Origin of the sequence: Streptococcus oralis (assembly GCF_003943395.1) — a bacterium.
Lineage (GTDB): Bacteria > Bacillota > Bacilli > Lactobacillales > Streptococcaceae > Streptococcus > Streptococcus oralis_BF.
Map to the genome: position 1 here is coordinate 18,489 of NZ_RJPJ01000012.1, position 14,466 is coordinate 32,954.

11 protein-coding genes are annotated in these 14,466 nt (G+C 41.8%); all 11 read right to left on the reverse strand.

The window, feature by feature from the left end:
- Positions 1-141 precede the first annotated feature (141 nt).
- Positions 142-1,230, reverse strand: coding sequence for an RES family NAD+ phosphorylase (locus D8802_RS08905; protein ID WP_125395584.1), 1,089 nt, complete (start codon positions 1,228-1,230; stop codon positions 142-144).
- Complete coding sequence (locus D8802_RS08910; RefSeq protein WP_125395585.1) at positions 1,227-2,174, reverse strand: sce7725 family protein; 948 nt, start codon at positions 2,172-2,174, stop codon at positions 1,227-1,229. Before D8802_RS08910 ends, D8802_RS08905 begins: the two co-directional genes overlap by 4 nt.
- 12 nt (positions 2,175-2,186) lie before the next feature.
- On the reverse strand, positions 2,187-3,020 hold the full coding sequence (locus tag D8802_RS08915) for a sce7726 family protein (protein WP_065371464.1): 834 nt from the start codon (positions 3,018-3,020) through the stop codon (positions 2,187-2,189).
- A 213-nt stretch (positions 3,021-3,233) separates the two neighbouring features.
- On the reverse strand, positions 3,234-4,781 hold the full coding sequence (purH, locus tag D8802_RS08920) for a bifunctional phosphoribosylaminoimidazolecarboxamide formyltransferase/IMP cyclohydrolase (RefSeq protein ID WP_125395586.1): 1,548 nt from the start codon (positions 4,779-4,781) through the stop codon (positions 3,234-3,236).
- 1 nt (position 4,782) lies between these two features.
- Positions 4,783-5,247, reverse strand: coding sequence for a GNAT family N-acetyltransferase (locus D8802_RS08925; RefSeq protein ID WP_125395587.1), 465 nt, complete (start codon positions 5,245-5,247; stop codon positions 4,783-4,785).
- Positions 5,248-5,291: 44 nt separating this feature from the next.
- On the reverse strand, positions 5,292-5,843 hold the full coding sequence (gene purN, locus D8802_RS08930) for a phosphoribosylglycinamide formyltransferase (protein WP_125395588.1): 552 nt from the start codon (positions 5,841-5,843) through the stop codon (positions 5,292-5,294).
- On the reverse strand, positions 5,840-6,862 hold the full coding sequence (gene purM / locus D8802_RS08935) for a phosphoribosylformylglycinamidine cyclo-ligase (RefSeq protein ID WP_125395589.1): 1,023 nt from the start codon (positions 6,860-6,862) through the stop codon (positions 5,840-5,842). The genes purN and purM overlap by 4 nt, the downstream gene beginning before the upstream one ends.
- 39 nt (positions 6,863-6,901) lie before the next feature.
- Positions 6,902-8,344 (reverse strand): amidophosphoribosyltransferase, encoded by a 1,443-nt coding sequence (gene purF / locus D8802_RS08940; protein ID WP_125395590.1) that lies wholly within the window; start codon positions 8,342-8,344, stop codon positions 6,902-6,904.
- A 93-nt stretch (positions 8,345-8,437) separates the two neighbouring features.
- A complete protein-coding gene (locus tag D8802_RS08945; protein WP_125395591.1) occupies positions 8,438-12,163 on the reverse strand; it encodes a phosphoribosylformylglycinamidine synthase in 3,726 nt (1,241 codons plus the stop codon).
- 67 nt (positions 12,164-12,230) lie between these two features.
- Positions 12,231-12,938 (reverse strand): phosphoribosylaminoimidazolesuccinocarboxamide synthase, encoded by a 708-nt coding sequence (gene purC, locus D8802_RS08950; RefSeq protein ID WP_125395592.1) that lies wholly within the window; start codon positions 12,936-12,938, stop codon positions 12,231-12,233.
- A gap of 167 nt (positions 12,939-13,105) precedes the next feature.
- On the reverse strand, positions 13,106-14,455 hold the full coding sequence (gene comB / locus D8802_RS08955) for a competence pheromone export protein ComB (RefSeq protein WP_125395593.1): 1,350 nt from the start codon (positions 14,453-14,455) through the stop codon (positions 13,106-13,108).
- Between the last annotated feature and the right edge of the window lie 11 nt (positions 14,456-14,466).

Consider the following 14,466-nt stretch of genomic DNA (forward strand, 5'->3'; position numbering starts at 1 on the left):
AAATACAACATCGAGTAAACTTACTGAACCGATTTCATTTTTAGCCTTTAAACATTCAATACCGCCTCATTATAAAACAAGGCGGTATTGAGTGCGGAATATCTCTAAAAGTATGTAGAAAAGCTTCATTAGGTATTAAGCTTACCAGCTATAAGAAATATAATTTATTCGTTTCATCCTTATATCGGTTACCTCAAAACAATCCGGCGTAAATATAGCCAAATTGAATCCTTCGGGATTCATAACGCTGCGGAATTCAATTCCTTGATAAATTAATTCTCCAGAAATTGGTTTGGTTAGAGATTTCACAAAATCAGCTATATATTGAGTAGGGATATAATCTAGAATATCATCAGAATTTCTCATTACTCGCCCCATCTCAGAATCAATCTTTTTTAGATTTTTTTTATTAATCGCTAATTCAGCAAGATCATCAATAATACCATCTTGAAAAGGGCTAATTTCAATTATTTTTTTAAAATCAATGACTGTTATTGCAGACTTCAACTTAAAAGTGCCAATACATACATGATCATACAAACCTGTTCTTGTTTCATGTATTGTTGTCGTCTCTGAATCACCTAAATAAAGCATTACAACCCCTTTTGGATTAGCTCTTCCATCGGCTGATTTACCTTTAGGAGGTGCCCCTATCCCTTCTGATTCAAATGGTTTCCCGTCTTTTGAAATCCTGCACCTATAGAACTGTTCTCCTTCTGAATAAGTCTTTTGAATAGCTTCACAATACTTTCTTAGAATGCATTTATTAATTTGATTTGAATGAAAACGATTGTTATATTTAATGTCGTCAACAAAATCTTCCCAACTCTTACTGAACAATGAATGATCTTTTAAATAAATTGGGTCATACATCTGCTTTACTCCAACAGGGTGCGTTAACAATTCAGGACTTTCTTCGAATAGATTTTTACAAATCTCAGAAAGCATTTGGTGAATCTTGAACTCCTCTTTAGTAGTAAATATATTCCAATTTGTGGCTATTTCTGTTTTTAGAAGCGTTTCTTGCCCAACTGGGAAATTTTCTATTTTATCTACTGGAGAAAAAATAGAAACGAGAGAGCTCAAAAATGGAATTAAATAGTCGTCACACTGTGTATCATAAACACAAACATTATTATTTGAACAAATGTCACAGCTAGCTTGCCTTTCAGCTATATTAACTTCGTTTTTTAGAATCTCATCTGCAAAACAATCTTTACAAATTTTCATTCACTGTCTCCACTGATTCGGTCAAGATACTTACTAACCAATTCAATATGATGCATAATGGACAATTTCTTTACTGTGCCAAGTCCTGGATAAGAACCCGTTTTATACAATTTTTCAAATTCATTTATCGCCAGTGTTCTTTCCACTAGGCCCTCGTTGACAAATGTAATTAATTTTTCAAGTGCTTCCTTAAACTTACCAGCTGGGTTTGTTGGATCTTGGTTTGTTTCTGATACAAAATGGTGAATTCTTAGATTTTCATCAGAATCAAAATAAACGATGTGGATAGCAACAGCATAAGGAGCAAAACCTGATTCACTATACTCCTCTCCTACAATGGAATAGTCAGAAAATCCCTTATACTCATCTTCTATAAAATATTTATGATCATCTGAGAAGAATTCATCATCTTTGTCTGAATAATCTGTATTTCTTGCTAATTTAACAAAATTGTCACTAATCTTGACTTTATTTCCCTGAACTTCTCTTTTTAGTCTTCCTATTTCTGAAATAAAATTATACGCCGTCTCTTGTTCCCTATAATTTTTATTATATCCTTGTAAATCATCGGGCTTCTTACATACTGTTATTTGTTTGCCAATATCTGCAATAGACTTAAAATTTTCTTCTAAACTATAATCCTTACTCATCAACGAAACATAATAAAAATTCTCACTTTCATCAATCAAACTATCCAATCGAGTAGCAAGATTACTTTTAGAAAAATCGCTATATTCCTCCAAAAAAGATCCTACACCTGGATTCATTACAATAGAACATTTCTGCCTCTTATCTTTAAAACCCTCCAAAGTACTTACCAGTGTAGGAGATAATCTTACCGGTTCAATAATTGGAATTACAGCGCTTCCTAATTTATTATTTTCTAACAATTCTCTAAGAGCAATCAACTCATACTGTCTTCCTCTCAAATACGGAAAATACATATAAATACTCCTTTATTCATTTAAAAACTGCTTTAATGCCTTAAAATCCTTAGGTTTAAAATTCATGAAATACACCAAAAATTTAAGCTCATAAGGAACATCTGCAAATAAATCTTTATCTATTGAATTCCTCTTCTTCAATTCCAAAAGAAAATCCGAATAAAACTGTTCCAATGGAATCTTTTTGGTTAATAATTTACAAACGTCATAATACTCAAATTGAGACACATCTGGTAACGAATTAAAATGTTTCTCAATAATGTTTTCATATTCCCCCTTACGAAGTATTTTAAAAATTATTTCCCTATCTAAATCAGTATTGTACTTCTCTGGTTTAATTATTGTTTTAATTTTGCTGTTTCTTTGGAGCACATAAAGACCTACAGGTTTTTTTAACAACTTAATTTTCTCCAAAGCTAAATTTACATTTTTTTCATGAGTAACAATTGCAACATGATTAAATGCTCTATAGTACTCTGTGATTTGATTTTCTAACCTGTCAAAATTATCAAATTCAGTTTTGATTTCATATACCACAGCTTTTCCATTTATTAAAATAAAATCTGGTTTTGCATTTCCAACAGGTATTTCAGTCAAAGCAGTAGTAGTATTTATACTATGTACCCCTAATAATAATTTATTTAACAACGTATTTTTATAAAAATATTCATTTCTATACGATTGAGAGAGTTTCATATAAGTATTTTGAATTATAGACAAATTATTACCTAATTTATGATGTTGCGATACACACTCAAAAATTGGATCTTTTTTATTTTGTACGAGGTTTTTTATAGTATTTCTGGAAAAAAATCTATTTACTAAATAATTTTTTTTAATTTCCAAATTAATCCCCTCCTTAATTTCGCCCTTCTAACATTCATTATATCAAAAATATCTACTTCTAACACGATTTATCATAACTTTATTTATCACCTTTATTCTAAAATTATGATGTTTTTCTAACTTATCAACAAGTTTCGTTTCTCATAATTTTTTATTAATCTATTACTTAATTTCAAAAAAAGGAAAGAAACTGTTCTCCTCCCTTTTGTCTTCTTAATGTCTAAAATGTCTCACGCCTGTGAAGACCATAGTCAAACCATATTTGTCCGCCGCTTCGATAGACTCTTGGTCACGGACGGAGCCTCCTGGCTGGATGATGGCCTTAATTCCCGCTTTGGCGATTTCTTCCACGTTATCCGCAAATGGGAAGAAGGCATCTGAAGCCAGAACAGCGCCGTCAAGGCGGTCTTTGGCTTGGTCGATGGCAATACGAACAGAGGCCACACGGTTAGTTTGACCTGGGCCAACACCAAGTGTCATGTGGTCATTGGTGATGATGATACCATTTGATTTGACGTATTTGATGGCCTTCCAAGCGAATTCAAGAGCTGTTGCTTCTGTCTCGGTTGGCTGGCGCTTGGTCACCACTTGCCAGTCAGCTGGGCTTTCCTTGACCACGTCTTGGTTTTGCACGAGAAGTCCACCAACCACGCCTGTGTACTCTGCTTCCACTTCACTAGCATCTTGAGCATCAAATGGCAAGGCCAGGATCCGCAAGTTTTTCTTTTTGTTAGTCAAAATAGCTAGCGCTTCATCCGTATAGCTTGGTGCGATGATGATCTCGAGGAAAACGCCGTGCATCTTCTCAGCAGTCGCAGCATCCACCTCACGGTTAAGGACGACAATTCCACCAAAGATAGACACTGGGTCAGACTCATAAGCATAGTCCCAAGCAGTTTCGATGTCATCAGCTTGACCAATCCCACATGGATTCATATGTTTCAATGCTACAACTGTCGGACGGTCTTTGAAATCACGGATAATGCGGATAGCTGCATCTGCATCGCGGATATTATTGAAGGACAATTCTTTACCGTTGAGCTGTTTCGCTGATGCAATCGAGTAATCCGTTGGCAAGGCTTTTTGGTAGAAGTCCGCATCTTGCTGAGGATTTTCCCCATAGCGCATGGCTTGTTTGAGGTCATAGGTCAAAGTGAGCTTTTCTGGTTTTGCTTCACCCACTTGAGCTGTGAAGTATTCTGCAATCAAAGCATCATAAGCTGCTGTGTGACGGAAAACCTTGGCTGCCAAACGTTGGCGAGTTTCATAAGTAGTTTCACTATTTGCTGATAATTCTTCAAGAACAATAGCGTAGTCAGCAGGGTCTACCACAACTGTCACGCTGGCATGGTTTTTAGCTGCTGAACGAAGCATAGATGGCCCACCGATATCGATGTTTTCAACTGCGTCAGCGTACGTCACGTCTGGTTTGAGGATCGTTTCCTTGAAAGGATAGAGGTTGACCACTACAAGGTCAATGAGCTCGATTTGATTATCCTTAGCAGCCTCTAGATGGCTATCAAGATCACGACGAGCGAGGAGACCACCATGGATATTTGGGTGAAGGGTCTTGACACGGCCGTCCATCATTTCTGGAAAACCAGTCACATCATCAATTGCAATGGTCTCCACCCCAGCATTATCAAGGGCAACTTTGGTACCACCTGTCGAGATGATATCCCAACCAAGTTTTTTAAGTTCTTGGGCAAATTCAACAATGCCCGCTTTGTCTGAGACGCTGATTAAGGCCTTTTTCGTCATTCTATTCCTCTTTCTTTAGATCCAAGCGCATAGCGACTTCGTTATTTTCTTCTATAAATCCTGTTTCCTGAAAACCCAGACTAGTCAACAGGTGCTTCATTTTTTCATTTCCAACCACATAATCTGCGGTAATATGACTGCAAGCTCTATCCATCTGAGCCTCTTTGATTAGAACTTCCAAGGTTTTTCGACCATAACCTCTTCCTTGGTACTGCTGACCAATCATTATCCGCCAGATAAAATATTCCGCTTCATCCTTGTCTATTTCTAGCAGGAGAAAGCCAACCACTTGCTTATCCCAATAGATTGCCATCGGAAACACATCTTCGTTTTTCTGGTAGAGCCATGCATCAGCTAAAGAGCGCACATTTGGAGCTACGAAACGTGCTCGTTCATCAGCTTCTGATATTTTCAAATCCAGCACTGCCTGAAAACTGCTCTCATCTACCAATTTCAGTTCAATCATTTTTTCTCCTAGCAAGATTGCGCAATCAAAACTTGATTTACTTCTTACCTTCTCTCCACTCCCAAGCTATCCAGCACCTCTGGATACAACTTGTACTCAGCCTCATGAATACGAGCTTCAAAGTTTTCGATAGTATCATCTGCTAGACGTGGCACACGGACTTGTTTGATGACCTTGCCTGTATCCACACCTGAGTCCACCCAGTGAATGGTCACGCCGCTCTCAGTAACTCCAGCATTCCAAGCGTCCTCAATCCCATGAGCTCCTGGAAATTCTGGCAGGTAGGCTGGATGGATATTGATGATTCGGCCTTCATAGGCTGCCAATAAGGTTGGCCCAACGATTCTCATATAGCCTGCTAGGCAAACCAAGTCAATCTGGTGTTCTTTCAAGAGTTCGACAAGAGCTGCTTCATAGTCTGCCTTGTTCTCAAACTCCTTGAGTTCAAAAGCATAGGACAGGACGCCAAGCTTGTCTGCCCGCTCCAGCACATAGGCATCTCGGTGGTCTGAAAAGACAAACTCCACTGGAAATTCTTCGGCAATCACCTGAAAATTTGAGCCATTACCAGAGGCAAAAACTGCTATTTTTTTCATTTGATGATGACACTTTCGTTTTCTTTCTTGACGATGCGACCAATTTCATAAACTAGTTCATCCAGCAATTCCTTGACACGATTCACATTTTCAGGGCTAACTGCCAGCATGAGTCCCACACCCATATTGAAGATTTCAAACATTTCTTCATGCTTGATTTGACCGTATTTTTCAAGAGCCTTGAAAATCGGAAGCACTGGAACCTTGTCTTCCTCAATCTCGGCAGCCAAGTTAGCTGCAAACATACGAGGGACATTCTCAATAAAGCCACCACCTGTGATGTGGGCAATACCGTTGACCAGCTCTTCCTTGATGAGTGGCAAGACGGCCTTGACATAGATACGAGTTGGCTCAAGAAGGACTTCCTTGAGTTTCTTGCCTTCCAATTCTGGCAAGACTTCCTCACCTGTGTAGTCCGCAAAGACACGACGTACAAGTGAGTAACCATTTGAGTGAAGCCCACTTGAAGCCAATCCGAGAAGAACATCTCCTTCTGTCACTTTTGAGCCGTCAATGATTTGAGATTTTTCAGCCACACCGACCGCAAATCCAGCCAAATCGTAGTCATCCGCACCATACATGCTAGGCATTTCAGCCGTTTCCCCACCAATGAGGGCAGCGCCTGCCTGCACACAACCTTCTGCCACACCAGCAACCACTTGTTCTAGCTTGGCTGGTTCATTCTTCCCTGTCGCCACATAGTCGAGGAAGTAAAGAGGCTCCGCACCTGCAGCGATGATGTCATTGACACACATGGCAACACAGTCCTGACCGATGGTATCGTGCTTGTCATACTTGATAGCCAACATGAGCTTAGTTCCGACACCGTCAGTCCCTGAGATCAAGACAGGTTCTTTGACCCCCGTCTTTGAAAGGTCAAACATGCCACCGAAACCACCAAGAGCTCCCATGACACCTGCACGCTCCGTACGAGCCACGTGCTTTTTGATCCGTTCAACAACTTCATAACCCGCTTCAACATCCACACCCGATTGAGCGTATGCATTCTTATTTGTCATTTGTTTATTCCTTTCCTTTAATGGAGAGCCTTCTTCCGCCTATTTATAAAAACTGGTCTTTTCTTCCAAACTTCTACGATAGTCTTCTTCATAGTCGTAGAGAGGAGTTGGGTAGTCACCGTCAAAGTAAGCGACACAGAGACCACCGTTCGGCGCATCTGTTTCAATACCAATCGAATCAATCAAACCTTCAACAGAAAGATAGGTCAGGCTATCCGCACCAATGATTTGACAGGTTTCTTCGACCGTATGATTGGCAGCAATCAACTCCTGACGAGTCTGGATATCAATCCCGTAAAAACATGGATAAGCTAGCGCAGGACTGCCAATAGCAACGTGAACCTCGGACGCACCTGCTTCTTTCAAAAGCTGAACGATACGGCGAGAGGTTGTCCCACGAACAATGGAATCATCAATCATGACCACACGTTTGCCTTTGACAACGCCCGAAACAGCAGATAGCTTCATCCGAACTCCTTGCTCCCGCAATTCTTGAGTCGGTTGGATAAAGGTGCGTTGCGTGTATTGGTTCTTGATGAGACCCATTTCATTTGGCAGACCAGACTCCTCCGCAAATCCCATAGCTGCGCTGAGTGAGGAATTGGGCACACCAACCACGATATCCGCTTCATGCTTGAATTCACGCGCCAATTGGGCCCCCATACGTTTCCGAGCAGTATGAACGTTGATTCCGTGAATATTAGAATCAGGACGGGCAAAGTAGATGTACTCCATAGAGCAGATTGCGAGCTGGGTATCATCTGTATAGCTATCATACTGGATGCCCTTATCATCAATGATCACAATCTCTCCAGGCTTCAAATCTCGAATCCACTCAGCACCAATAACTTCAAAAGCACAGGTTTCGGAGGAAACCACTACCGCTTCGTTGGTCATTTTCCCAATCGAAAGCGGACGGAAGCCATTAGGGTCAAGGGCCGCAATCAACTTGTCCTCAAAAAGCAAGATATAAGCAAAGCCACCTTTGACAAGACTGAGCGCTTCCTTGATTTTGCCCATCAAACTAGGATTGTGACTACGACGAATCAAATGAGCTAAGATTTCTGAATCAGAGGTTGAGCTGAAAATAGCACCTCTTTGTTCCAATTCTTTCTTGAGCGATTCGGCATTGGTCAGATTTCCATTATGGGCCAAGCCAAACTGCATATCATGAAAGCGAAAAATGAAAGGCTGGATGTTATCTACAGAAGCTTCGCCAGCAGTCGCATAACGCACATGCCCAATAGCAGCAGATCCTGTCAATTTATCCAAATTAGCTGGGTTTCTGAACACTTCTGACAAAAGCCCCATATCACGATGACGCTTCAATTGTCCCTGATCATTGGAGAGGATTCCTGCCCCCTCCTGACCACGGTGCTGAAGACTATGGAGACCAAAATAGGTCAATTTAGCAGCATCTGGATGTCCCCAGATACCGAAAACACCACATTCTTCATTAAGAGATTTTACTTCGTATGTCATTTTTTATACCTAATTTTTATTTGTGTAACACTAAGAGCTAGATCTACATGACTTTTATATTACAGATACTATCTATTAGAAAAACTGCAATTCTTATTTTCCAGTAAAGTATTTAACTGCTGACGCAAAGAGATGTTGATCTTTATTTCCTGGGATGTTTTGGAAAAGACCATCTTCATAACGTTCTGAGTGACCCATCTTACCAATGATTTGACCGTTCTTGCTTGTGATACCTTCGATCGCATTGACCGAACCATTTGGATTGTACTTAGATTCCATACTTGGTTTGCCGTCAAAGTCAACGTATTGGCTAAAGATTTGACCATTGTCACGGAGCTCCGCAAATTCCTCGGCCGTCACAACAAACTTCCCTTCACCGTGCGATACTGGGATGGCATGGATATCGCCCACTTGCACTCCAGCCAACCATGGCGAGTTGGTATTGGCAATTCGAGTTTCCACCATCTTGGCCACGTGCTGGTTGGCATCATTGTAGAAGAGGGTTGGGCTAGTACTGCTGGCATCCTCGAAGTTCCCGTATGGAAGAAGGCCCGATTTGACCAAGGCCTGGAATCCATTACAGATACCGATAATCAAACCACCACGAGCAATAAAGCTATCAATGGCTGCACGCACTTTTTCATTAAGAAGGATATTGACAATAAATTTAGCTGATCCATCTGGCTCGTCCGCAGCTGAGAAGCCACCTGCAAAGAAGAGGATGTTAGCCTTACCGATGTTGTCAACCATGGTTTCAACTGACTTGACAATGACTTCTTCATTCAAGGTCACGAATGGCACCAAGTTGACCTCTGCACCTTCTTTTTCGAAGGCCTTAGCTGAGTCATATTCTGAGTTGGTTCCTGGGAAGACTGGGATGTAAACCACAGGTTTTTCAATAGTTTCCTTGGCTTTGATGACTGCGTCAGAAGCGACAGCTGGAACTTCGTCCAATTCTTTAGCTTGGGCAAATTCAGTTGGGTAGACTTCTTCCAGTTTTCCTTGGAAGGCACTGTCAAGTTTGTGTCCATCTAGCTTCACACCGTTGACAAGGAGTGTAAAGTCTGCTGTCGTTTGACCGATTTTCTCCACTCCAGCGATTTCTTCAGGAGATGTGAAGACAAATCCGCCTAATTGAGCTGTCAAGGCTGTTTCAAGTTCAGGCAAGGTTACCTCTGCGCCAATATGGTTTCCAAAGGTAGCAAGAGCCAAGGTTTCAAGGACACCACCATATTTGACAGCTGAAGCTGCCGTCACTTTGTGAGCTTTTTGAAGGGCTTCAAATTGAGCAAAGTTAGACTTAATCAAGTCAAAATCAATCTCTGCAGAGAGGGCTTGACCTGGGATGTAGTAGATGTTTTCACCAGCAGCTTTGAACTCTGGAGAAAGTACCTTACGGCTATCCGCTGTCGTCACCCCAAAGGCAACCAAGGTTGGTGGCACTGTCAATTCTTCAAAGGTACCAGACATGGAATCCTTCCCACCAATAGATGGCAAGCCAAGTTGGATTTGTGCTTCGATAGAACCTAGAAGCGCTGCTACTGGCTGACCAAAACGCTCTGCTTGCTTGTCCATCCGCTCGAAGTATTCTTGATAAGAGAAACGAGCCTTGGACCAGTTGGCACCAGCAGCCACCAAACGAGCGGTTGCTTCGATAACTGCATAAGCAGCGCCATGGTATGGAGACCATTCTGCCACATATGGATTGAATCCTTGGGCCATGACAGACGCAGTGTGAGTCACACCGTGTTGAACTGGCAATTTCTGAACAGAAGCTTCAGTCGGTGTGAGTTGGTAGCGACCACCAAGTGGGTGATTGACTGTAGAACGACCGACCGAACAGTCAAAGATGGTTTGCAAACCTTTTTGACTCGCATGGTTGAGATCAGACAGAACCGCAAGGGTATCAGCTTCAAGTGTGTCAGTACTTGTTGTGCGTTCTTCTGGGAGTTTGACATCCTTGTCCACAACCTTGGCATCAACGACTACGCGCACACCGTTTGTATCAAGGAAACGACGTTCCAAGTCGACGATGGTTTCACCATTCCAGTGCATGACAAGATTTGGTTTTTCAGTCACTGTTGCCACAACAACCGCGTCAATATTTTCTTTATTACATTCTGCAACGAAGGCATCTACGTCTTCAGGACGCACCACAACTGCCATCCGTTCTTGTGATTCAGAGATAGCAATTTCTGTACCATTCAAGCCTTGGTATTTAAGAGGAACCTTGTTGAGGTCGATTTCAAGACCATCTGCCAATTCACCGATAGCCACACAGACACCACCTGCTCCAAAGTCGTTGGATTTCTTGATGAGACGAGTGACATCGCCATTACGGAAAAGGCGCTGAATCTTGCGTTCTTCGATGGCATTCCCTTTTTGAACCTCAGCACCGGCAGTCTCTACAGACTCAACTGTTTGAACCTTAGAAGACCCTGTCGCACCACCTACACCATCACGCCCAGTTTTACCACCAAGAAGTATAATCACATCACCGGTTTCCGGTTTTTCACGGACTACATTTCCCTTAGGAGCCGCTCCGACAACGGCACCTAGCTCCATACGTTTAGCTACAAACCCGGGGTGGAAATATTCACGAACGTAGGTCGTCGCAAGACCAATCTGGTTCCCATACGAAGAATAACCATGAGCCGCTGTTTTCGAAATGACTTGTTGTGGCAATTTACCAGCGCGAGTTTCCGAAATCGGTGCTGTAATATCACCAGCACCTGAGATACGCATGGCTTGATAAACGTAGGAACGGCCTGACAATGGGTCACGAATAGCCCCACCGATACAAGTAGCCGCGCCACCAAATGGTTCAATTTCCGTTGGGTGGTTGTGGGTTTCGTTTTTGAACATGAGAAGCCATGGTTCCTTGACACCATCAACGTCCACTTCGATTTCAACCGAGCATGCATTGATTTCGTCAGACACTTCCATATCGTCCAAACGACCATTAGCACGCTCATAACGACCGAAAATAGTCGCCATATCCATCAAGGTTTGTGGCTTTTCAGACCGACCTAGTTCCTCACGCATGGCAATATACTTGTCATAAGTCGCTTGCAATTGCTTTTGGAATTTAGAAGCTGAGAAATCAATGTGTTTCAACTCCGTCTCAAAAGTCGTGTGACGGCAGTGGTCAGACCAGTAAGTATCCAAAACTTTGAGCTCTGTCTCAGTTGGCACGCGCCCAATTGACTTGAAGTAGTCTTGGATAAAGAGCAAATCATCCACTTCCATTGCCATCCCTTGCTCGGCCTTGTAGCGAGCAAAGTCTTCTGCCGTATAACTTTCAAAGAAAGTCAATTTAGGAATGGTCTTGTCCGACTCTGAAAATTCCTGCTTGGCAATCCCTGTCGTGATGTCCTTGAAACGAGAATCAACTGGGTTGAGCAGGTAGTTCTTGACCGCTTCCAACTCAGTCGCATCAATATCTTTATTAACCAAGTAAAGTTGAGCTGTGTTGACCGTCACGTCACTTGAACTTCCCAGTAAAAGCAAGGCTTCCTGTGACGAAGCTGCGCGCTGGTCAAACTGTCCTGGCAAACTTTCAATGGCAAAGAAAGCATAGTTAGCAAGATCCGCTTGCACGGCCGCTTCGTCCAAGACATGATCCGTCACCTGCTCAGAGAAGATGTGCTTCTCTGCAGGTGCAAACAAGTCCTCTGCCAAATCAAAGACATCATAAACCTGCACAATGCGAATACTTTTCAAAGTTGACAGTCCCAAGTTGTGCTGGAGCTCCCTTACCAAACTCTCTGACTTGACCTGAAAATCAGCCTTTTTCTCAACAAAAATACGTTTATCCATCAATTCTTATTCCTTTATTTCAGCTCTTGCAATGTTCCCAAACGACCTTGAGAGTCTTACAAACAGATTATTTCAATTCCTGCAATTTTTCCCAGACAATCTCATAAACGTCTGTTAGTTCTCCCAATCCTCTACGGAAAACATCCTTATCCATGTGGTTGCCATCTGCATCCCACAAACGGCAGTTATCTGGTGAAAACTCGTCTGCCAAGATAATCTTGCCATCTTTGTCAAATCCGAACTCTAGCTTAAAGTCAATCAATTTAAGTCCAATCTCAGCAAACCAAGCTTTCAAGAGCTCATTGATACGACGGGTTTCTTCCTTCAAGTAAGCAATCTGCTGGTCATCCGCAATTTTAAGGAATTTTACATGCTCATCATTAATAAAGGGATCATCCAAATCATCATTTTTATAGTAAAATTCGACGATCGGAGTCTCAAATGAGATACCTTCATCTACGCCAAAACGTTTTGAAAAGGAACCAGCCGTGTAGTTGCGGAGCACAACTTCCAAAGGAATAATCTCAACTTTTTTATTGAGTTGTTCCGTGTCCGAAAGTTTCTCCACAAAGTGAGTCGCTACACCAGCCGCATTTAATTTCTCAAAAATAAAAGATGAAATCTGATTATTTAACACTCCCTTACCCGCAATCTGCTCCTTCTTGATACCGTTGAAAGCAGTCGCCTGGTCCTTGTAAGTTGAAATAATGAGATTTTCATCCTCAGTTGTATAGATATCCTTGGCTTTTCCCGAATAGATCAATTCTTTTGACATTTTAAAGTTCGCCTTTCGTATTACTTTACTTCATTCTACTACAAAATAACGGAAATAGCAAGAATTTGCGAACGACGTCGGAGGTGGCTCTTTTTAATATTAAGAAAAACTGTAAAATCAAAACATTTTACAGTTTTAAAAGTATAATATTGCATTAAAAACAAACATTATTCTCTGTTTAAAAATTGATCCCAATAATAGCGGAAATAACTTTTCTTTCCTGTGATTAGTGTCAAACGTCCTTCTGAACCGTAGCGAAGCTCTTCTGCTTGTTCAGGAGCCAGACTTGTCTCCGCCTCTATTTTAAAGAAATTTCCCTTTTCAGTCTTGGTAGCTGTCGCATCAATATTCGTAATCGCAGAAACAAGAATAAGTTCTTTGTTAGCATCCTTGGTTGTAGTAAAGCGAACAGAATCACCTACCTTAAGCCTTGCAACATCTTTTGAACTGAGATAAGCTGTGAGTTTGGTTTTTCCTTCTCGTTCCAAGGCTGGGTACAGTTGGGCTAGCAGGGTTCCTTCTGCAACCATGGTAGAATCACTGGTCTCAGGATTAAGGTGAAGCACCCCATCCTCACTTGCTGTGATTTTCCCCTTATCTAGGAGACCTCCCTGGACTTTCTTACCCGACTCTGCTTCTAAAATTTTCTGATCTAGAAGGGTTAATTCCTGACCGACTTTGACCAAGTGCTGGGACTTGAGGGATTCAAGCTGACTAGCCAGTCCCGTTGCGTAGGCTTGTTGAGCTCCAGAACCTGCATACTGCACACGATAAGTAGCTAAACTAGACTCTAGCTGGCTGATTTGTGCATCCACCTGTGCAATAACTTGCGATTTAGCTTGCGGATCTTCTCCAGCTTGGTTTTTATAGGTCTGATAAAAAGAGTAGGCTGCATTTTGACTATCCAGCTGGGCTCCTGTTTCAATCGCCGACTTAGCTGTTTTGTAATCTTGAATTTTATCCTGTGTTTGGCTGATAAGATTGCCAATCTCGGCCTGGCTCTGACTTGCTGCTGCATTTTGAGAGGAGATGCTGGCATTTTGCTGAGAAACATTACTTCTAAGACTACTAGCTTGGCTGAGATAGTCTCGAAACATCTCCTGATAACCAAACTTATCTGCCTCTGGAAATTGATCACTCCCCTCTTTCAAACTGGATTGCAAATAACCCAACTGTTTTTTTTGATCCTTAAACATCTCCAACTGGCTGGCGTATGCTTCGACCTGGACAGCCTCAGCCCCTTGCTGGTACTGAACGAGGAGATCCCCCTGCTTGACTAGTTTGTTTTCTTCTAGATAATTAGCCACGATGCGTTGATTGCTAGTCGACTGGATGTTGGCAATGATCCGACTAGGTTCGACAGTAGCTCGGGTAGACAAACTCATCTCCTTCTCTGCAAAGACTGCAAAGCCAAGTAAAAACACGAGCAGAATTGACATGGGTAAAATCACTCGACTGGAAAAATTATGATAACGACGATGGTAAAACTCCGCACTTTCTAAAAATTCTGGTTTCATCTTCTCCTCTT